Source organism: Collinsella sp. AM23-17, from assembly GCF_003470945.1.
Lineage (GTDB): Bacteria > Actinomycetota > Coriobacteriia > Coriobacteriales > Coriobacteriaceae > Collinsella > Collinsella aerofaciens_O.
Genome location: NZ_QRHU01000001.1, coordinates 141,050 through 162,500 on the forward strand (window position 1 = coordinate 141,050; position 21,451 = coordinate 162,500).

General features: G+C 61.4%; 15 protein-coding genes and 1 pseudogene. 1 reads left to right on the plus strand and 15 read right to left on the minus strand.

Going from position 1 to position 21,451, the window contains the following annotated elements:
- Nucleotides 1-48: 48 nt before the first annotated feature.
- From dnaG to DW645_RS00685, 10 genes are all read right to left on the minus strand, one after another.
- Nucleotides 49-2,157, minus strand: coding sequence for a DNA primase (gene dnaG / locus DW645_RS00640; protein ID WP_233540674.1), 2,109 nt, complete (start codon nt 2,155-2,157; stop codon nt 49-51).
- On the minus strand, nt 2,144-3,151 hold the full coding sequence (gene ribF, locus DW645_RS00645) for a riboflavin biosynthesis protein RibF (protein WP_233540675.1): 1,008 nt from the start codon (nt 3,149-3,151) through the stop codon (nt 2,144-2,146). Before ribF ends, dnaG begins: the two co-directional genes overlap by 14 nt.
- Nucleotides 3,148-4,080, minus strand: coding sequence for a tRNA pseudouridine(55) synthase TruB (gene truB / locus DW645_RS00650; RefSeq protein ID WP_118225809.1), 933 nt, complete (start codon nt 4,078-4,080; stop codon nt 3,148-3,150). Before truB ends, ribF begins: the two co-directional genes overlap by 4 nt.
- Nucleotides 4,081-4,095: 15 nt before the next feature.
- Nucleotides 4,096-5,139: a bifunctional oligoribonuclease/PAP phosphatase NrnA gene (locus tag DW645_RS00655; protein WP_118225810.1), complete on the minus strand. Its 1,044-nt coding sequence runs from the start codon at nt 5,137-5,139 to the stop codon at nt 4,096-4,098.
- Complete coding sequence (rbfA, locus tag DW645_RS00660) at nt 5,132-5,542, minus strand: 30S ribosome-binding factor RbfA (RefSeq protein ID WP_117647311.1); 411 nt, start codon at nt 5,540-5,542, stop codon at nt 5,132-5,134. The genes DW645_RS00655 and rbfA overlap by 8 nt, the downstream gene beginning before the upstream one ends.
- 11 nt (nt 5,543-5,553) lie before the next feature.
- Nucleotides 5,554-8,268, minus strand: coding sequence for a translation initiation factor IF-2 (infB, locus tag DW645_RS00665; protein WP_118225811.1), 2,715 nt, complete (start codon nt 8,266-8,268; stop codon nt 5,554-5,556).
- Nucleotides 8,269-8,359: 91 nt separating this feature from the next.
- The gene (gene nusA / locus DW645_RS00670) at nt 8,360-9,607 is read right to left on the minus strand and encodes a transcription termination factor NusA (protein WP_022094169.1); all 1,248 of its coding nucleotides are present in this window, start codon (nt 9,605-9,607) and stop codon (nt 8,360-8,362) included.
- Between the two features lies 1 nt (nt 9,608).
- A complete protein-coding gene (gene rimP, locus DW645_RS00675; protein ID WP_118225812.1) occupies nt 9,609-10,103 on the minus strand; it encodes a ribosome maturation factor RimP in 495 nt (164 codons plus the stop codon).
- A gap of 257 nt (nt 10,104-10,360) precedes the next feature.
- Nucleotides 10,361-12,937 (minus strand): leucine--tRNA ligase, encoded by a 2,577-nt coding sequence (leuS, locus tag DW645_RS00680; protein ID WP_118225813.1) that lies wholly within the window; start codon nt 12,935-12,937, stop codon nt 10,361-10,363.
- A 370-nt stretch (nt 12,938-13,307) separates the two neighbouring features.
- Nucleotides 13,308-14,819 carry an IMP dehydrogenase gene (locus DW645_RS00685; RefSeq protein WP_118225814.1) on the minus strand — a complete coding sequence of 504 codons (1,512 nt, stop codon included), beginning with the start codon at nt 14,817-14,819 and terminating at the stop codon, nt 13,308-13,310.
- Between the two features lie 193 nt (nt 14,820-15,012).
- On the opposite strand from DW645_RS00685, the gene DW645_RS00690 reads away from it, so the two are divergent.
- Complete coding sequence (locus tag DW645_RS00690; RefSeq protein WP_117862100.1) at nt 15,013-15,360, plus strand: winged helix-turn-helix domain-containing protein; 348 nt, start codon at nt 15,013-15,015, stop codon at nt 15,358-15,360.
- 289 nt (nt 15,361-15,649) lie between these two features.
- On the opposite strand, the gene DW645_RS00695 is transcribed toward DW645_RS00690, so the two are convergent.
- The 5 genes and pseudogenes from DW645_RS00695 to pelG all read right to left on the minus strand — a co-directional run bounded on the left by DW645_RS00695 (nt 15,650) and on the right by pelG (nt 21,444).
- Nucleotides 15,650-16,642 (minus strand): PLP-dependent transferase, encoded by a 993-nt coding sequence (locus DW645_RS00695; RefSeq protein WP_158568641.1) that lies wholly within the window; start codon nt 16,640-16,642, stop codon nt 15,650-15,652.
- Nucleotides 16,643-16,754: 112 nt separating this feature from the next.
- A complete protein-coding gene (locus DW645_RS00700; protein ID WP_089571688.1) occupies nt 16,755-17,420 on the minus strand; it encodes a DUF4956 domain-containing protein in 666 nt (221 codons plus the stop codon).
- Nucleotides 17,421-17,423: 3 nt separating this feature from the next.
- Nucleotides 17,424-18,215 (minus strand): polyphosphate polymerase domain-containing protein, encoded by a 792-nt coding sequence (locus DW645_RS00705; RefSeq protein WP_118225816.1) that lies wholly within the window; start codon nt 18,213-18,215, stop codon nt 17,424-17,426.
- Complete coding sequence (locus tag DW645_RS00710; protein ID WP_118225817.1) at nt 18,202-19,971, minus strand: CotH kinase family protein; 1,770 nt, start codon at nt 19,969-19,971, stop codon at nt 18,202-18,204. Before DW645_RS00710 ends, DW645_RS00705 begins: the two co-directional genes overlap by 14 nt.
- Nucleotides 19,961-21,444 (minus strand): annotated as a pseudogene (pelG, locus tag DW645_RS00715) (exopolysaccharide Pel transporter PelG). The gene DW645_RS00710 and the pseudogene pelG overlap by 11 nt, the downstream one beginning before the upstream one ends.
- Nucleotides 21,445-21,451 lie beyond the last annotated feature (7 nt).

Genomic DNA, 21,451 nt, shown 5'->3' on the forward strand with positions numbered 1-21,451 from the left:
AGGACAGGATATAGGCGAGAATACGCTGGTTGACCACAACATCTAGGCCTATTCGGCGTCTGCGGCCTCCAGACCGATCAAACGGAACGGGTCCGCCACGCCGCCGATCGACTTTTGCAGTTCGCGTTGACGCTGCGAATCCTGCGCGGCCTGCACGGTCAGCGCGCGACGGGCCTCATCGTCTAGCGAACGGTCCTGGCGCAGCTTGGCCTGTGCGGCACGCATGCGGCGCTTGATGGTGTAGAGCTCGAGCGTATCGAGCATAAACACGATGTTCGTCTCGGTGGGGTGCTTGCTCGTCGCCGAGATGTGCCCGGCACTCACAAGCGTTGCCGCCTCGGGACACACCGAGCGCGCCGCATCCATGCAGGCTGCAGGATCGGTTCCCGGCGGCGTTGCCAGAACGGCCCATGCGATGGACTCGTGACGTGGGTCAACCCACTCGATAGAGCAGATGCGGTCGGCATACGTGCGGAACAGGTCGGGGTAGCTCGTGAGCATGGTCAGCAGCTCACGCTCCCCTGCCAAGGACTTACGCTCAAGATCAGTAAGAACCATCGGCGCCGCCGCAGCCGGAGCACCCGAACCATCAGTCACAGGTACAGCACCCATACCATCAGGCGCGTCGATCGGCGGCAGGTCGTCGACGACCTCCACGGGCGCGGCGCCGTAGGCATCGAGCGGGACGTAGTCATACGGCTCTTCTTCGACCGGCGCGAACACCGGCGGCGTCGCGCCCGATGCCCAAGCACCGCGAGATGCCCCCTGCGAACCAGACGTCCGACCGCCCGCGCTACCAGAGCGCTCAGCCTGTGCCCGCTGGCGCTCATAGTTCTGCTCACGACGTCGTTCCGCATCCTCGCGCTTGGCTACATCGCGAAACACACGGCCCGAGCTCGCACGCACTGTCTCCAGATCCAAACCCAACAGGTCGGCAATCTGGATAAAGTACGTGTCGATCATATAGCTGTCGCGCAGCGGATAGATAAGCGTCAGCGCATCTTCCAGCGCCTTGGCACGACCGCCCGGCGTGGAGATGTCGCTCGACTCCTGAAGCGAACGGTAGACAAAGTCCATGAGCGGCTCGGCGGCGTCAATGCGTTTCTGCAGCTCCCCTCCGCCGTGCGCCGTGATGAACTCCATGGGATCGTTACCGTCGGGCAGCACCACGCAGCGCAGGTCCATAGAATCCTGCTCGATAAACTGAATCGCACGGCGAGCGGCCTTTTGACCGGCGGCATCGCCGTCAAACATATACACGATGCGCTTAGCAAAGCGGGTGAGCGTCTTGACGTGATGCTCCGTGAGCGCGGTGCCCAGCGTGGCGACAACGTTTTTAATCCCCGCCTCCCAACAGGCGATGCAGTCGGTATAGCCCTCCACCACGATGGCGGTATCCTGCGCGACGATAAACTCCTTGGCCCAATTAAAGCCGTAGAGGTTTCGCTTTTTATGAAACACGCTCGTCTCGGCGGTATTGAGGTACTTGGGTTGGCCGTCACCCATGATGCGACCACCAAAGGCAATGTTGTGACCCTGCTCGTCAAAGATGGGGAACATCACGCGGTCGTAGAAGCGGTCGGCAAGCTGCCCGCGCCCGCGGCTCACGGCAACGTTGGCGTCGATCATCTCCTGCGGGGTAAAACCCGCCTGGGACAGGTGCGACACCAGCGCGTTGCGGCCCGGTGCAAAGCCCAGGCAGTAGCGACGGCAGACGTCGCCACCCATGCCGCGGCTGGCAAAGTACTCGCGCGGACGGCCGTCCTTACCGCGCATAAGCATGGTGTGATAGAACTGGGCGGTCTCGGCGCACAGATCGTAGATGCGGGCACGCTTGGTACCGCGCTCGCGGCGGTCTCCGGTGTCGTGCAGCTCAATACCCGCGCGATCGGCCAAATAACGGATTGACTCGGGAAAGCTCAGGTTCTCGCGCTTCATGATATAGGTGAAGACGTCGCCACCCTCGCCGCAGCCAAAGCAATGCCACACCTGCGTGGCGGGAATAATGTGGAAGGACGGAGTCTTTTCGCCATGAAAAGGGCAGCAACCCCAAAACTCATGGCCGCGGGGCTTGAGCTCAACCGTTTCCTGCACGATGGCGACTAAGTCGGACGCAGCGCGTACCTGGTCTTTTTCCTCATCGCTAATCACGGACACTCACCCCCTGCTCGCCCAAGTTGTGACGAATATCTTCGATATTACCCTCGACGGTCGCGATCAACTCATCCAGCGAATCGAACACGCGCGACGGACGCAGCCAGCGCGTAAACGCCAGCGAAACGGAAGCGCCGTACAGGTCGCCCGTATAACCAATTAAATTAGCCTCGAGATGCGATGAAGCGACATCGTCGGCATACGTCGGCGGCAGGCCGACATTAACGGCAGCGGGCCACGCGATGTCATCGACGAGCACCAGACCCTCATACACACCATCGGCAGGCACCTGAATGCCGTCGGGAACCTGCAGGTTTGCCGTGGGAAAGCCCATGCCAGAACCCTCGTGACGGCCGCGAATAACACCGCCGCGCACCATATACGGGCGGCCGAGTAACCCAGCAGCAAGCCCCACATGGCCCTGTCCCAGCTCGTGACGAATGCGGGTGGCGCAAATGGCCTCGCCGCCCTCGCAAAGCAGGTCGTGACCATACACGTCAACTCCGCGCTCGGAACCCCAGGCGCGCATCTCGGCAACACCAGAAGCACCGCCGCGACCCAGCCTAAAATCGCTGCCAACGCGAATCGAACGAATGTCGACCACGCGTGACAACAGTGCGAGAAAACCGACATGGTCGAGCGCCGCAACCTCAGGCGTAAAGGGAACGGCCACCACTGCATCGACCCCGGTTTGAGCAAGGGCATGCAGACGGTCGGCCGTCGTCATCAATTTTTGAGCGGGCGAAGGGCTCACCACGACGTCCGGGTCGGGATCGAAAGTGACCACGACCGCCTTACAGCCATGGGCACGGGCATCACAGACAAGCGCTTCGATGAGTTCCTGGTGTCCACGGTGCACACCATCGAAAACACCAATGGCGATGGAGGCAGCACCCAAGTGCTCGCACCCATCAAATGCATCGGCAGCAACGATGCGAGCCTCGTCCGACTCGCCCGCGAAAAAGATACGCGCGAGCTCGCGAACGGACAACATCATCGAACACCGCCGATTGCCTGCGGAAACACGTGCTCCATGACAAAGCGGCCACTCTCAATGCGGGCGAGCGCCTTGAGTCCCCCATCGAGCACCAACGCAAAAGGCGCCTTCGCGGTATCGAAATCGGCAAGCGCACGCTCAACGGGAATGCGTCGGCCGCAGAGCAGGTCGTCGGCAAGATTGCCCGGCAAGTCAACACGCGTGGCGCCCAGGGCCGCAATGGGATCCAGGGCAAAGCCAGCCGCGGACTCGGGAGAAAGCTCCTCGACCGCATGACAGGCGCCAATGGAAACAACACCGGAGGCCGTGCGGCGCAGCGCGGAAATATGCGCAGCACTATCGCAGGCGCGACCCAGGTCGCGAGCGAGCGCGCGAATGTAGGTGCCCTTGCTTACCGAAAACGCCACGGTCCACACACACGTATCACCTTCGCCGCCCACGGCGATCAGGTCGGCGGCATAGACCTCGACGGGACGCGGAGGTAGGTCCACCGCATTGCCCTCGCGAGCAGACTTGTAGGCGCGAACGCCATTGACCGAGATGGCCGAAAACGCCGGCGGCACCTGCATCTGCGGACCCAGCATAGCGGCCAGCTGCTCACGGGCGTAAGCGGGATCGCGCAGCTCGGGGGCAACGGGCACCGTACGGACGGCCTCGCCCTCGGCGTCATCGGTATTGGTCTCGACGCCAAACGAAATGTCGGCGACATAACTTTTGGTATCGAGGGTTAGCATACCCAGCAGACGGGTCGCCTGGCCCACGCCCACCACCATGACGCCCGAGGCCATGGGGTCGAGCGTACCGGCATGGCCGACGCGTCGCTCATGGAGGGCGCGTCGGCACTGCGATACCACGTCGTGGGACGTACAGCCCACCGGCTTATCGACGGCGAGCAGCATATTCAATTGAGAAGGCGTACGACGAGCCATGTACCATCCAAAATGTTAGAGCTCGACGTTCACCGAAGCGGGATCCTCCCCTACCAGCTCGGCCAGCATGGGGAGTGCCGCGGTGAGCGTCTCGAGAATCGTTCCGTTGTTAGAGAAACCGGCGGCCGCGGGATGCCCGCCACCGCCAAAAGCAGCAGCGATCTCAGAAACATTGAGGTCGCCCTTGGAGCGCAGGTTGCCGCGCACCTTGGTATCGCCCTCAATGCCCTTTAGGAACAGACAGACCTCCACACCCATCACCGAACGCACCACATCGACCAGGCCGTCGCACTCGTCCGAAGTGACGCCGCAGGCCTCGAGGTCGCTCTGGTACGCATAACTATATGCCACGCGACCGTGCGCCACTGTCTTGATGCGGCCCATAACGATGGACTTGAGATGTAAGAACTCTACGCGCATGCTCTGGTAGACTTCGAGCGCAACGCGCGCCGGATCGGCACCGTGCGCGACCAGGCGCGAGGCGGCATGGAACGCAGCGGCATCGGCGTTTTGGTACTGAAAACGACCGGTATCGGTCACCAGGCCGCACAGCAGGCAGGTCGCGACACCATCGCGAGCCACAATGCCGCAATTGTCCAAAAAGCGGTCGATAATCATGGCGCAGGCCGCGGCGTCGACGCACCTCAGGCTCAGCTCGGCAAATTCCTCGCGCGCCGGATGATGATCGAAGCACACCACATGCGACGAGCGGCGGAGCACCTCGGCGGAGTTGTTCAGACGCTCGACGACCGGTACGTCCACCGAGATAAACAGGTCCGGATTGCCGGCATACGCAGATGCCGGCACCAGACGGTCGGCGCCCTCCATAAAGCGGTAAATGCGCGGAACCGGGTCATCGTCTGCCAGCAGCAGGGCAATGTCCTTGTTGGGAAAAAACTTCATAAGCGAGAGGCCCAGACCCAGCACGGAGCCCAGGGCGTCACCATCGGGAGACGTATGTCCCGAAATCGCAATGGAGGACGCACCCTCGATGAGCTCAAGGATGCGTCGCTGAATATCTGCAGACTCGCACGATGCGAGGTCGGCGGAATTACTCATCTAAAGCTGCCTCCTGGGCGGCATCCGCTATTGGATAGCCGTCCTCGTCCTTTTCGATCGCAAGCGTGGCGGGAACGTTTTCCAGCGCGCGCGTGATGCGCTCAGCCTCATCGGTCGAGCGATCGATGCGAAAATCGAGCTCGGGCGTGACGCGCCAATCGAGCGAGCGGGCCAGCAGGCTACGGATGCGGCCCTTGGCGCTGGCGAGCGCCTCCATGACCTCGTCGTAGCGGCTCGCGTCGCACGACACGTACACGCGCGCGAACGAACGGTCCACCGCGACCTCGACCGCGGTCAGGGTGACCAGGTCGAGACGCGGATCGGAAACCTCAAAGAGCAGGATATAACCGAGCTTCTCGCGAAGCTGCTCGCCCAAACGGCGGGTTGCCTGCGTTTGCTTCATAGCGCTACCCCCTACTCGGTACGGGCAACCTGGTCGATGCGGTAGCCCTCAATGGTGTCGCCAGGCTTGATGTCCTGGAAGTTCTCCAGGCCAATACCGCCCTCGGAGCCGCTCTTAAGGCTCTTGGCCTCGTCCTTGTAGTGGCGCATCGAGGCGATTTTACCGTTGAAGACCACGATGCCGTCGCGCACCAGGCGCACGGAATCGGTCGCGGCGATCTCGCCCTCTTCGACGCGGACACCGGCGGCGATACCGACCTTGGGCACCTTGAAGGTATCCAGAACGGTCGCGGTACCCGTGGAAACCTCGACCTCGGTGGGCTTGAGCATGCCGATACGGGCTGCGTCGAGGTCCTCGAGGCACTTATAGATGACGTCGTAGCAACGGATCTCGACGCCCTCGCGCTCGGCGGCGGATCGGGCCTTGCCGTCGGGACGGACGCCAAAGCCGATGATGATGGCGTTGGAGGCGTCGGCCAGAACGACGTCGGTCTCGTTGATGGCGCCAACGGCGGAGTGGATCGTGTTGATGCGCACCTCGGACTGGTCCATCTTGTCGAGGGAGTCCTGAAGGGCCTCGATAGAACCCTGGACGTCGGCCTTGATGATCAGGTTGAGCTCCTTGACCTCGGCGTCGGCGATGGTCTCGAAGAGGTTCTCGAGCGTCACATGCTTCACGCGGCTCTGCTCCTCGATGCGGGCCTTGAGCGAACGCTCGTCGGCCAGGGCGCGAGCCTCGCGCTCGTCCTCGAACACGCGGAACTCATCGCCGGCGTTGGGGACGGACTGCAGGCCCAGAATCTCGACGGCGTCGGAGGGACCGGCCTCGGTGACGGCGTTGCCCTTGGGGTCGAGCATGGCGCGGACGCGGCCGTAGGTAAGGCCGGCGACCAGCGTATCGCCCACGTGCAGGGTACCGCGGGTCACGAGCACCGTGGCAACCGATCCGCGGCCCTTGTCGAGCTTAGCCTCGAGGACGTTGCCCGAAGCGAACGTATCAGGGTTGGCCTTGAGTTCGAGCACGTCGGCCTGGAGCAGGACGGTCTCGAGCAGGTCGTCGATACCGATCTTCTGCTTGGCAGAGATGTTGACGAACATGTTCTGTCCGCCCCACTCCTCGGGGATGATGCCGTACTCGGTGAGCTCCTGGCGCACGCGGTCGGGGTTGGCACCCGGCTTATCGATCTTGTTGACGGCGACGACGATGGGAACACCGGCGGCCTTGGCGTGGTTGATCGACTCGATGGTCTGGGGCATGACGCCGTCGTCGGCAGCCACGATCAGAATGACGATGTCGGTCACCTTGGCACCGCGGGCACGCATGGCCGTAAAGGTGGCGTGGCCGGGGGTGTCGATGAAGGTGATCTTGCGGTCATTGATCATGACCTGCGAAGCGCCGATGGCCTGCGTAATGCCGCCCGCCTCGCCGGCAGCGACGCCGGTGTGACGGATGGCGTCGAGGAGACTCGTCTTGCCGTGGTCGACGTGGCCCATGACGGTGACGACCGGGGCGCGCGGCTTAAGGTCGGCGGGATCGTCGTAGAACGAGAAGGTGTTCTCCTCCTCGGGGGTGATGATCTTGATCTGACGGCCCAAGTCGTCGGCAACGAGCTCGACAAGGTCGTCGGACATGGACTGCGTCATGGTAAGCGGTGTGCCCAGCAGGAACAGGCGCTTGATAATGTCGTTGGCCGGAACGTCGAGCGCCTCGGCGAGCTCCTGGACGGTAACGCCCTGGGAGACCTTGATGGCGTCGAGGTCCTCGGGGTTCACGCCCTGGGCCAGCGCCTCCTCAATCTTGCGCTCTTCCTGAGCCTTTGCGGCCTCGCGCTCGCGCTTCTCCTTGCGCTTTTTGCGGCGACCAGTGGACTCGCGAGAGGCCTCCTCGACGGCGGCACGAGCCTCCTCGAGCACCTTCTCGCGACTGTACTCCTCGGCCTCGCGAGCCATGCGGCTGTAGTGGTCCTCTTCGTTGTTGTGACCGCCCTTGCGCTTCTTGCCCTTACCCTGCTTGTCGGGGTTGGGGAAGTCCATGCCGGCAGCGACGTTGTTGCTGGCATTGGTGCGATGGCTGTGGGGACGGCTCTCGGAGGCGTTGCGGTCGGAGTTGTTGTCGGAGGCGTTGCGATCGTTACGACGGCCACCGCGACGGTCGTTGTTGCCGCCACGACGGTTGCCGCGCTCGGCAGCGCGCTCGGCCTTGGCCTTCTGCTCGGCGTCCTTCTTCTCCTTGAGCACGGTCTCCTGTGCGGCGATCTGGTCGAGCAGCGAACGGAAGCGCGAACCGGAGTCGGAAGCGGGAACGGCGCGGCGCTGGGCCTCGCGGGCAGCCTCCTCCTTCTCGCGAGCAAGACGCTCCTGCTCGGCCTTCTTCTTGGCCTCGGCCTCGGCGCGGGCGGCTTCCTCGGCAGCCTGGGCGGCGGCGAACTGGCGGCGCTCCTCCTCGCGTGCCTTCTCGGCGGCGATGCGCTCGCGCTCGGCCTCGGCAGCGCGTGCTGCCTCCTCGGCGGCGGCTGCCTGCTCCTCGGCTTGCTTGGCGGCCTCGACTTCCTGGGCGCGGGCCTCGATCACCGAGGCGAGCTGCTTGCGGACCATAGCGACGTAGGCGTCCTCCAGAGCGGAGGAAGCGGACTTAGCGGGAATCTTCATTTCGGCGAGATGACCCATCAGTTCCTTGGAGGTCATGCCGAACTCTTTGGCCAGGGTGGACACACGGACTTTTGCCATATGACTTCACCTACCCTTTCTGGCACCTTAGGTGCCTAGAGACTGAACGAGCGTGGGGTATGCGCCGGGACCTGCCCGGCGCGACCGCGCGCTAGATCAGGTCCTCCGCATCATCGAAGGCGTCGGTGTCGTGGACACCGCAGAAACGGGAGCCGGGACGGGCCTGGTTGCGGCACTGGATGCCGTCCTCGGACACGAACTCGCAGCGACGGACGTCCTCGTCCTCCTCGTCACCGATCAGGTCGGCGGCGGGCTCCTCGTGAACGGGAACGTTCTTGAGGATGTCGGCGGCAAGGGTCTCGGACTTGATGTCGATGTGCCAGCCGGTCAGGCGCGCGGCGAGGCGGGCGTTCTGGCCCTCCTTGCCGATGGCGAGGGACAGCTGGTCGTCGGGCACGATAACGCCGGCGTAGGCCTTCTCCTCGTCGATAAGAACGCGGGTGACCTTAGCAGGCGACAGGGCGTTGGCGACGTAGACGGCCGGATCGGCATCCCACAGGATGACGTCGACGCGCTCGCCACGGAGCTCGCCCACGACGGCGCGAACACGGCTGCCCTTGGGGCCGACGCAGGCGCCAACGGGATCCAGGCGATCGTCGAGCGAGTGGACGGCGACCTTGGAGCGCTGGCCGGGCTCGCGGGCGATCGACTTGATCTGGACGGTGCCCTCATAGATCTCGGGCACCTCCTGCTCAAACAGACGACGCATGAGCTCGGGGTGGGTACGGGAGATGACAATCGGCGGACGGCTGTGCTCGCCACGAACCGGCTGCAGGTTGGAGTTGGGGTCGCGAACGTCGATGATCACGGCCTTGATGTGCTGATTGTGCAGGTAGCGCTCGCCCATCGGACGCTCGTTGCGCTCGTTCTCGTAACGGCGCTGGTCGAAGTGCGGAAGCTCGGCCTCGACGCCCTCGCGAATCTTGACAATCGTGAAGTCGGGCGTGGACTGCAGCACAGTACCGCTGATGAGGTCACCGATGCGGCCGGAGAACTCCTCGTAGATCTGCTCGCGGGCGGAGTTGCGCACGATGGCGTTGATCTCGGCCTTGGCGTGCTGGGCGGCGATGCGGCTCGTGTTCTTGGGGGTGACGTCGATCTCCTCGAACTCGGTGAAGTTGCCCTCCTCGTCCATGGAATCGTCGATCGGCTCCAGACGGTAGACGTAGATCTTGCCGGTGGTGCGGTCGATGGTCACCTTGGCGCCCCACTCAAGATGCAGGATCTCGGCATAGCTCTTGGCGAGCGACTGCTCCAGGCGGTCGATCAGGTAGAGCTGGTCGATGTGCTTCTCCTGGCAAAGCTCCATCAGGGCGGACATCATGTCGGATGCTGCCATCTTACTTTCCTTCCTTCGCGGGCTTGAAGTCATAGGTGGGCTTCAACTTGCACTTTTTAACATCAGAGAAATCGAGGGTAACGGACTCGCCGTCCTCGAGCTCGAGGGTCACGTTCGTCTCGGTGGCGGCGGCAATCTTGCCGGCGTACTTGCGACGGCCCTCGGTGGCGGTGGAGGTGAGCTCGCAGTTCTCGCCCACAAAGCGGGCAAAGTCGCGCGGGCGGCGAAGCGGGCGCGCCATACCCGGGCTCGACACCTCGAGCGTATAGCTCGAAGAGATGGGGTCGAGCTCCTCGATCACGTCGCCGACCCATTTGGTGTTGGCCGTGACGTCATTGAGCGACAGGCCCTGGCCCTCGGCACCCTCGATACGCACGCGCACGCAGGGGGCCTTGGTGGCACCCACGAGCTCGACGTCGACGATGCCGACATCGTGCTGGGGAGCAACGGCCTCGAGCGCGTCGATGATCGCCTGCTCGGTCTTGGTCTTGACCATTGCGGCACCTCCATCCATACAAAAAAGAAGCGGGGCCGAAACCCCACTTCTTTCAATTACAACTTCATTTGCAAGCAAACTATACCAATACCTGCACAAACGTGCAACCACAACACAAACCCGCAGGTCAGCGTGAGCACAGGTTCTCCACAAGAAATGGATAATTGGGTGTTGTCGCAAGTGTCCTTAACCAAAAAGAGGGGCGACTCCCTACGGAATCGCCCCTCGCTTGTTGATGTCAGCTATGCGCGCAGCGCTTACTTGACCACCAGGTTAACCAGCTTGCCGGGCACGCAGATGGCCTTGACGACCGTCTTGCCCTCAAGCCACTTGGCAACGGCGACCTCGGCGGCAGCCTGCATCTCCTCGTTGGAGGCGTCGCGGGCGACGTCGATGCGGCCACGGACCTTGCCGAGCACCTGTACGACGATCTGCACCGTGTCCTCGATGGACTCGGCCAGGTCAAACTCGGGCCAGGCGGCGGTGTAGGCATTACCCTCGCAGCCGAGTGCCTCATGCCACAGCTCGTCGGCCCAGAACGGACAGATGGGGGCAAGGACGCTCACGATATCCTTGGCCACGCCGTAGCACAGCGCCTTGTCACGGGAAGCGCCCTCAGCGGCATTGAGGTAGGCGCTCGCCGCGTTGACGAGTTCCATGACGGCCGAGATCGCGGTGTTGAACTGGCCGCGGTCAAAGTCCTCGGTGCACTTGGCAATGGTGCGGTGACGCTCGCGATAAAGCTTCATCGCGACCTCGTCGAGCGCGGACTTGTCGAAGGCCAAGTTGGCGTCACCGGACTGGACGAGCTGCCACACGATACGCCAGGCGCGCTTAATGAAGCGGTTAGCGCCCTCGACGGCCTTGGGATCCCAGTCGAAGTCCTTCTCTGGCGGGGCGATAAACAGGATCGCCAGACGCATGGTGTCGGCACCGTAGGGCTCAATAACCGAGCTCGGGGGCACAACATTGCCCTTGGACTTGGACATGGTGTCGCCGTTCTCGTCCTTGACCATGCCCTGACACAGCAGGTTGGTGAAGGGCTCGTCAACGGTCAGCAGGCCCAGGTCGCGCAGCGCCTTGGTAAAGAAGCGGCTGTAGAGCAGGTGCAGAATGGCGTGCTCGATGCCACCGATGTAGTTATCGACGGGCATCCAACGATCGGCAGCCTCTCGGGAGAAGGGCAGCTCGGTGTTGTGCGGATCGGTATAGCGCAGGTAGTACCAGCTGGAGCAGGTGAAGGTGTCCATGGTATCGGTCTCGCGCTTGGCCGGGCGACCGCAGACCGGGCAGGTGGTCTCGTAGAACTCCTTGCACTCGGCGAGGGTCTCGCCGGCACCCAGGTCCAGGTTCTCGGGCAGCGTCACCGGCAGCTGGTCCTCGGGCACGGGCACGATGCCGCAGTGCTCGCAGTGGATGGCCGGGATGGGGTTTCCCCAATAACGCTGGCGGCTGATGAGCCAGTCGCGCAGACGGAACTCGACCTTGCGGCGGCCGCAGCCCATGGCCTCGAGGTCGGCCACGATTGCAGCCTCGCCCTCGGAGTGCTTGCCACCGCGCATGCCGGTGTACTTGCCGGACTGGACGAGCGTGCCCTCGGCAGCGTGGGCGCAATCCCAGTCGACGGTCTCGGCATGGAAGGTATCGATGGTCTCGCCGCTGGCCTCGACGGCAGCGCGGTCGTCATCGTCCAGGATGATCGGCACAATAGGCAGGTCATACTTGCGGGCGAACTCAAAGTCGCGCTGGTCGCCGCAAGGAACAGCCATGACGGCACCGGTGCCGTAGTCGGACACGACGTAGTCGGCAACCCACACGGGGATCTTCTCGCCGTTGACGGGGTTCACCACGTAGCGGCCGGTAAAGGCACCGTGCTTCTCGAGGGTGCCCTGGGCACGCTCGACGGCAGAGATATGCTTGGAGTCCTCGACGATCTTGGTGACGGCCTCCTCGTACTCCGTGCCCTCGACGAGCTCGTGCAGGCGCGCGTACTCGGGAGCCAGGACAAAGAAGGAGACACCGAAGAGTGTGTCGGCACGCGTGGTGAAGACGGTGATCTTACCCTCGTCGCCCTCGATGGGCTCGCCATTCTTGTCACACAGGGTAAAGTCGACCTCGGCGCCCTCGGAGCGGCCGATCCAGTTGGCCTGCATCTGCTTAACGCGCTCGGGCCAGCCGGGGAGCTTCTCCAGATCGTCGAGCAGCTCCTGGGAGTACTCGGTAATCTTGAAGTACCACTGCTCAAGGTCGCGCTTCTCGGGCTCGGTGCCGCAGCGCCAGCATTTACCCTCGGTCACCTGCTCGTTAGCAAGAACGGTCTTGCAGGTGGGGCACCAGTTGACAGGGTTCTTCTTGCGGTAGACCAGGCCCTTTTCCCACAGCTTCTCGAAAATCCACTGGCCCCAGCGGTAATAGTCGGGGCTGCAGGTCTTGACCAAGCGATCCAGATCGTAAGAGAAGCCCATGCGCTTCATCGTGGCAAGCGCCTGATCCATGTTCTTATACGTCCAGGCGGCAGCCTGCGTGTTGTGCTTGATGGCGGCGTTCTCGGCGGGCAGGCCAAAGGCATCGAAGCCGATGGGATGCAGCACGTCGTAGCCGCGCATGCGGGCCTGACGGGCCATGGCATCGCCGATGGTATAGTTGCGCGCGTGGCCCATGTGCAGGTCGCCCGACGGATACGGGAACATCTCGAGCACATACTTCTTGGGCTTGCTGTCGTCAGTGTCGACGGCAAAGAGGTTGGAGTCCTCCCAGGCCTTCATCCACTTGGACTCAATGGCCTGCGCGTCGTAGGCAGGGATCTCGTCCTTATGATCTGTGCAATCGCACATATCAGCTCCTTTAATCTTAGCTGGGGTCGGTCGGCTTGGCTTTGTTCGCTACTGCGGACAGTCCTGCGCAAGACGAAGAGCACATTAAGTGCTCTTCTTTGCGTGCGGAACTTGTAGCGAACAAAGCCAAGCCGACCGACCCTAAGGTTAACTTGACTGATGATAGCAAATACGACAAGCGAGGTGCCTGCGACTTGCAGGCATCTCGCTTTATCTAAATAACGTGGTTGATACTCAACCTTTGTTTGTGACCCGTCCTAGCATGAACGGGTTTTCCGAGTGCCGCAGATTGGGCCGAAAGAGGAGCGACGCGTACTTTGGTACGCGAGCGACGGTTTGAGGTCCAAGGTACGGTGCTTGGGAAAGCCGCTTATCGATAAGACACAGACTGCTGGGAGTCTTTCACGACTACGTCGTGGGCTCCGCCTTCGACGATGGAGGTGGAGCTGACCAGGGTCAGGCGTGCCTTTTCCTGGAGCTCGGGGATCGAGAGGGCGCCGCAGTTGCACATCGTGGACTTGACCTTGTAGAGCGTGCCGCCCACGCCGTCCTTGAGGGAGCCAGCGTAGGGAACGTAGGAATCGACGCCCTCGACGAAGCTGAGCTTCGCAGCACCGCCCAGGTCGTAGCGCTGCCAGTTGCGGGCACGTGCAGAACCCTCGCCCCAGTACTCCTTCATATACTGACCGTTGACGTTGACGCGCTCGGTCGGGCTCTCGTCGAAGCGGGCGAAGTAGCGGCCCAGCATCATAAAGTCGGCACCCATGGCCAGGGCGAGCGTCATGTGGTAGTCGTAGACGATGCCACCATCGGAGCAAACGGGCACGTAGACGCCGGTCTCCTCGTAATACTCGTCGCGAGCGCGGCAGACGTCAATCAGCGCGGTGGCCTGGCCACGGCCGATACCCTTGGTCTCGCGGGTAATGCAGATGGAGCCGCCGCCGATACCGACCTTGATGAAGTCGGCACCGCAGTCAGCCAAAAAGCGGAAGCCCTCGGCGTCGACGACGTTACCGGCACCGACCTTGACGTCCTCGCCGTAGTTGGCGCGAATCCACTCGATGGTGCGCTTCTGCCACTCGCTGAAGCCCTCGGAAGAGTCGATGCACAGGACGTCGGCACCGGCCTCGACGAGCAGCGGCACGCGCTCGGCATAGTCGCGGGTGTTGATACCGGCGCCGACCATGTAGCGCTTATCGCCGTCGAGCAGCTCGTTGGGGTTGGTCTTGTGGCTGTCGTAATCCTTGCGGAAGACGATGCCCATGAGGTGATCGTTGTCGTCAACGATGGGCAGAGCGTTGAGCTTGTTGTCCCAGATGACGTCGTTGGCAACCTTGAGGCTGATGTTCTTGTCGCCCACGATAAGCTGCTCACGCGGGGTCATGAACTCGGAGACCTTCTTCTGGTGGTCATCGCGGCTGGGACGATAGTCACGGCTGGTGACGATGCCCAGGAGCTTGCCCTTGGGGGTGCCATCGTCGGTGACCGGCATGGTGGAGTGACCGGTCTTCTCCTTGAGCTCGATGACCTGTTCCATGGTCATGTCGGGGGTCAGCGTGGAATCGGACTGAACAAAGCCGGCCTTGTGATCCTTGACGGCCTTGACCATGGCGGCCTCGGACTCGGGGGTCTGAGAACCGTAGATGAAGGACAGGCCGCCCTCGGTAGCGAGCGCGACACCCATGTCGACGCCCGAGACGGACTGCATGATGGCGGAAACCATGGGGATGTTCAGGGTGATTGCCGGCTTCTCACCGCGCTTAAAGCGGGTTAGCGGCGTCTTAAGAGAGACGTTGTTGGGGATGCACTGCGAGGACGAGTAACCAGGAACCAGCAGATACTCCGAAAACGTGTGGGACTCACCGGGAAAGAACGTAGCCATGTTTCTCCTTTTTCCATGCGACCGGTCGGCTGCAGGCCTCGTAGGACCCAGCCCAACCTTGGGCGCCCAATACTGGGGAAGTATCTTAACGCACTTTGACTGCTACAATGCATGATTTAAGAAGAGCACACGAGGGTTTGACGCAGGCTTTGCGTTTGCCCAGCAAACACTTTAGCGGGGAGACGTGGAGCGTATGAAGTACAAGACGACGGCAAAGTTGGTCATTCAAGCGTGCGACAAAGACCTGCCGGGCGTGTTCGGTCACGGCTGCGTCTTGCTGCTGCAGGGTATTGCCCACGAACACTCGCTCAACCGTGCCGCCAAGAGCATGGGTATGGCGTATTCCAAGGCCTGGCGCATTGTGAACGAGGCCGAAGGACAGCTGGGCTGCAAGCTCATCGAGCGCGACGGCGCCCGCGGATCCACGCTTACCCCCGCCGGCGAGCGAGCCATAGCGGTCTACGAGGAGCTGCAGACCGACATCAACAACGTCATCGCCACCAAAGCCGACGCCCTCATCGCCAGCATCAACGCAAAGTAGTCTATTTGGTCTGATTATTGATTCGCCGCACGAACGAATTAAGACGCGCGCCATAAAATGGGCCTATCTACTACGTTTAGTTGAACACCCTCTACCACACCAGATTTCGTGAAAACAAAACCGCTGGTAGACAGCTTGCCAGTTTTCAAAAAAGGCAGGTATGGTCGACCCCTAAGGGTTAAACGTAGTAGATAGGCCGTTTTCGTGGCGCAGTCCCCCACGGCCCAGTCCCAAAGTAGCTAAAAAAGCCCATCCCAAAAAGACTACCCCGAGACAAGCCCCAAAATAGCTAGTTGCGGAGGGCGTTGTCTAGGGCGGCGGCTACGGTTAGGGGGTCGTCGGTGCCGGCGAAGAGGCGGATGGTTCCCCCCTGCTTACCGCGCGGGGCCGAAAGGCGCGTTGTTGAGCCGCCGGCGGGCGACGTGCGGAACTCCCCCGGCAATGTGTCGAACAGCTCGCCCGCGCTACGATCGATAAGGTCAAACTCAACTGCCGGACCAAAGCCGTGCTCGAGGATTCCCGTTGCAACCGAATGGTCGGGATGCGAGCTCAACCCGGAATAGCACACGTCGCTCACCATCTCGTTGGCGGCCAGATACTCGGCCAGCGCACGGGCGCGGTCGAAGTGTGCCTGCATGCGAGCGTTAAGCGAGGAGAGCCCACGCTCCAGCACGTCGGCCTCCTCGGCAGACAAATCGAGCGCCGACGCCCCGCAGCTAGCAAACAACGTATGCGCGCACTCGGAAGCGGCATCCACGCGATGGCGCTTGAGCTGCGAGCGTGCCACCGAAGCGGCAACGAGCTTGCGCGGAGCCTTACCGGCGCACACGCGGTCGAGCGCCTCGAGCGACAGGACGGCACCCAAACGCAGCGGATCGCACCCAAAGACGCTTGCCACGGTGTTATCCACCACGAGCAACGCACGGGCCTCACGCGCCGCCCGACCCAGCGCACGCAGATCGGGCACACGTAGGCCAAACCCGCCGATGGAGTTGACGAACCACCACAGGTGCGGACCCTCGGCATCAAACGAAGCATCTAAGCCCTCGGACGCGGCGGTAAACGCCGCAACCGACGGCTCCCCCACGAGCACAACGTCGCAGGCATCAAAGCCGCGCGCAAACGCATCGGCAAAGTCATCGGCAAACACGACCAGGCGATCGCTGGGACGCACAATCCCCAGCAGCGACAGCGCCGCCGGCACGTGCGAGGCCGCAACAAGACGCGCCTCACACGCGCCGGCCCTTGCAGCCCAGGACTCTTCTAGCTGTTGCACGTCCACGCGGCACCATCCCTTACATAAAACCAAACCAAGACCAGCCCACCCAGGTCGAGAAAACGTCAGCGCAAGCAGCGTCGAGCGGTCCGGCGTTCGTTAGAACGCCGGAACAAAATTAGCCGTGATATTCGCCGTTGTATTGGATCAACGTTAGATCTTCCACGCCATCGAGCGCGCGGATGGCGTCGGCGTAGGGCATGTCCACACCGTCCGAGAAGACCTCGACGGCCATCTCGACCTTGTCGCCGCGCATGGTCTTGGACTTAACGGTAAACTTGGTGCGGCCAAACGCGCGCACGATATCATCGCCGGTGGTCTGACCCGTGTAGTGGATGACCATCATGTACACGCGCGCCTTGTCCTGGTGGCTCGCAAAGCCGGCGATCATCACCACGATCACCACTGCCGTGAGTCCTACGAGCGCATACATGCCGGCGCCCGCCGTAATGCCCGTGGTAATGGCCCAAAACAGATACAACAGGTCGAGCGGGTCCTTGACCGCCGTGCGGTAGCGGACGATAGACAGAGCACCGACCATACCGAGCGAGATGACCACATTCGTCGAGATCGCGAGCGTGACCATGCAGGTGAGCACGCACATGCCCACGAGCGTTACGGCAAAACTGCGCGAATACACCACGCCGGTAAAAAAGCGCTTGTACACGTAATAGATCAGGATGCCCATGGCGAGCGCCACGAGCAGTGACAGGCCGATCTTGGCAGGGTCGACCTGACCAAACGCCTCCAAGACGGAGTTCTTAAAAAAGTCCCTGGTGCTCATGGTCTAAATATCCCCTCGGTTCTCAAAATCCGATTCCCAGTAATTAAATCCGCGCAGGAAGGCGGTCTTTTCGTAACACAGGCAGTACTTGGAGACCGCCGTAAGCTCGACCGCACCTGGCGGCACCATATCGCGCACCAGCTGCGGGCAAAACTCGGTAAACTTGACCTCCATCACCAGCTTGCCGGGCTCCAGCACGGGCAACGCGGGCAACGTCGCGTCAAAGATGTCAAAGCTCCCCACCGCCGCACGCACGTTGCTATCAAAGGTAATGCGCACGGTGCCCTCGTCCATCACCCACGGCTCGCGCTCGTAGTCCACGATGGTCCGCGGGCGCATCATGTTGCAGATGCACTCGATGTAGAACTCGCGACAGAGCGGATAAGGGCTCCTCAGCAAAAAGTCGTAGTCGCCGGCCAGAATCTGCTCAAACTCGCCACGCGTGAGTGGCGCGTCCTCCTTGTAGATCCAGCTGCCGTACTTCTTTTTGCGCTCGAGCTTAATCACCTTGTCGCTGCCGTTATAGATGCGCACGCGATATTTTTTTCGCATAAGAATACCGGCGTCTTTTTCCTCGTAGGCCGAGTTGCAGTAGTCGTCAAAGTACAGGCTGCGAATGGTGTAAACACCCGCCCGCGCATACTTGTCCAGTTTAAAAACCGGCGCCATGCGGCAGGCCAGCACGGCGTGCTCGCCCTCGTTAATGAGATATTTGAGCTCGTGGCGGTAACGCTCCTGCGTGGCACGCACAGGCGGAGCCGTAAGGCGCTCAAGCAGCGCGCTAGCCCTCCTCATACGTGTCCTCCACGACCTTACCGCCGTCTTGCACGTAAAAACACTTCATGCCGTAGTGTTTGCCGTCGTCGGTCACATAGTAGTCAAACGCATCTTGCGTATAGCCGTCTGAGTTGGTGGCGCGCACGCGCACAAAATACTGGCCGGTATCGGGCGCATCGCAGGTCACCTCGGGCAGTAGCACGTCCTCGGCCTTAAAAAACACGTCCTTGATGGCATAGTCGCGCGCCAGCTCCACGGTATAGCGAATGTCGCGCGCCTCAAAGTCGTAGGACGCATCCCAGTTAATGCGCAGCTTACCGTTATCGATCTGCGGCACGCCAATGTAGAACGGCATGGGCTTTTTATAGCTCTCGCGAAAGCTCTTATAGTTCTCCTCGATCTCGGAGGGAATCGCCGCGGCAATCTGCTCGTATTCGTCCTTGGTGACAGGCAGGTTGTCGATATCGGGCAAAGCAAAGACCAGCGATTCGGTAACCTCACGATAATGTTTAATCATCTTGGCCAGGCGTGCCTCGGTCATATACGAGCGCAGGTCCTTTACGGCGCGGTCGAGCTCACTGCGGAACGATTTACTGCGCAGCGCACGATTGAATAGCACGTTGCCCCAGTAGTTGCTTACGCCGCGCTCCCAGCTCGCATAATCCGAGAACCCGGCAAGAGAAAGCTCCAGCTTGCGCAGCATACCGTCGTTGTCCCAATCGAGGATGTACCACGTATTGGAGTTGAGCGGGCTATACAGATAGCAGTTACGGTTCTGCGTATCGCAGTTGCCCGTCAGAATCTGAAACGCCAGCCAATAGACCAGGTTCTCGGTATCAAAGTAGGTGTCGAGCACGTCATCGATCTTTTGCGATTCGTCGTTGAGCGAATCGAGCATCTCGATGAGCTTGGTGTGGTCCGAATCGCCCTTAATCTCGAGCATGCCCTCGAAGTTTGCCTGGTTGTAGTCGGGATCGTCGGCAAGCTTAATGGTGTCCTCGTAGCGATGGAAATCAAAGCTGTTCACCTTGTACAGGTGCCCGCTCTTATCCAGGCCATGTGCCTTAAGCGCCGTCTTGTTGAGCTGCTCCACCTGCGTAAACAGGCCGTAGTCCTCAAAGGTATCGTTGGACTTTTCGGTCTGGTCGCACACCCACAGATGCACAAACTGCGTGCGCAGGCCCATCATCTGGGGAATTCCGCGGATAAGGTCGTAGGCCATCTTGTTGCGAAAACGCATACCCTCGCCCATGTGCTTGTTGAGCGCAATCGCGCGCTGCTGGCGCCAGGTGCCCTTGCCTTTTTTGAGCTCCACCTTGTAATTCTTTTGCGTGTAGGAGCTCGATGTCTGGCCGCGCACCTGCACGGTGGCATTGGGCGCGTCCTCGCCATAGCCAACCTCGCCGGCCACCGGGCCGTCTTCGTCGCCCGGCTGCAGCAGGCCCATAACCTGATAGCGCGTCACGCCCATGTCGGCATAGTCATACACCGAGTACGTGTTGATCTCGGCCCAGCTATGGTCCGTGTTCTCGGAGCTGTTGCCGCGAGAGACCGTCAGATACATGGTCACAATGCCCGAGTCATCATAGACCTCGTACAGCTCGTCCTTATCGCGCAGATGCTTGGACTGGTCGGAGGCCTCGGCCTTTTTAATCTTGTCCTGCTTTTTTACCTTATTTGTCGAGGATTCGTCCTGAGATGAGCAGCCCGAAAGCAGCAGCGCGCCGGCAGCCGCCTCGATCAGACAGCGGCGAGACATCAACTTATCGGTCATCAGAACCTCCCCAATGGTTACGGTACACGCGAACTACTGCGCGCTGAAACGCGCCGTGCGGCACGCCCTTGCGGCGGCACCCCTCATAGCGCTGCTCGGCACGGTCGAGCAAGCGGCCCAGCTGTGTAAAACGACCCGTTTTGTCGGTCGCCACAATGGGCTGCTGACTCAGGATACGATACGGTAAGTTGGCGGTATAGGTATCGAGCCGCAGCAGCGCCACGATAAAAAACACCACCGCACCCAACAAAAAGCCAAAGCCGTAAAACTGCTGCGGCAAAAGCAACGACACGGCGGTCGCCAGCCCTGCCACACCGGCAAACAGGCCCGAGGCCAGAACGGCTCCCTTGTAGTCGGTAAAGTACAGCAAGATAAGCAGGATCGTGTTGCCCACGGCATACAGGCCGTAGCCTACGCATAACGTGCGAAAATACCCGTGCATAAGATTGTTAAAGCCCAGCGGCAGGGCCGAGAGCACTGTAGTCTCGAGCGAGATGACCGCCGCGGTCACAAACAGCTGCTTGAGCGCGCAAAAGCGCAGTTCGCTGTTGAGCGTGGAGAGCATCTCCTCCTCGGCCACCACAATATCGCCCACCACGCCGCCGTCGTTGAACAGGCTGTAGTAGTCACGGTAGCGCGGATAGAAATTGACCTCGACCGACACCACAAAGTTGACGGTCGTGACGAGTGTGGTCAAAAACGCAATGAGTGCCGGAACGTCATGGTAAGGAGCCCCGTAAAACAGGCCTTTGATCTGCACGCCAATAGGGCCCGCCCAGATAATAACCAGGTGTACGAAAAGCCCCAAGTTGGTAAACAGCCCCGTAAGCGCAAGCGGCATAAATTGGTCGAGCCAGCGCAAAAAACGCCAGGGACTCCGGTCACTCTGCGGAAAATACCGGTAAAGCAGCACCACGTCCCAGACGAGCATGACGCCGTAGCCCAGAGCAACTGATGCCAACAGGCCCTCGACCGGCGGCAGCCCCAGTGCCAGCGCGGCCAGGGCGCACAGGCACGCCACGCCAATGGCGGCCGCAAAGCTGCACAGGATGCCGCGGTAGTCTTTGATGGCCGTGAGATAGCTCATGCCGTTCCAGTTGACGATCATAATGTTGAACAGCCACAGGCATAGCAGCCCCTGCAGCAGCGTGGCGCCCGAGAACAGCAAAAAACGCCGTAGAGCACCGTGCCCGCAACGAGCATGACAGCATTGGAGCCCCAAAACGAAGGCAGTATCTCATCCTCGCGCTCGGCAAACAACATATCAGCCAAAAAGCGCGTGACCGGCATGGAGAAAAAGCTCGTGAGCGTAAGCGAGGCCAGCAGTGTGTAGGTCACCATGCACACCAGCAGATCCTGGTTGGCACGGCCCACACCCCACAGACCGCACAGCACCAAAATACCCACCTGCAGCAGCACACCCAGCAGCATGGGGCCCGTGCATACGATGCCGGCGTAGCCGTAAGCACGCATCGTGGCA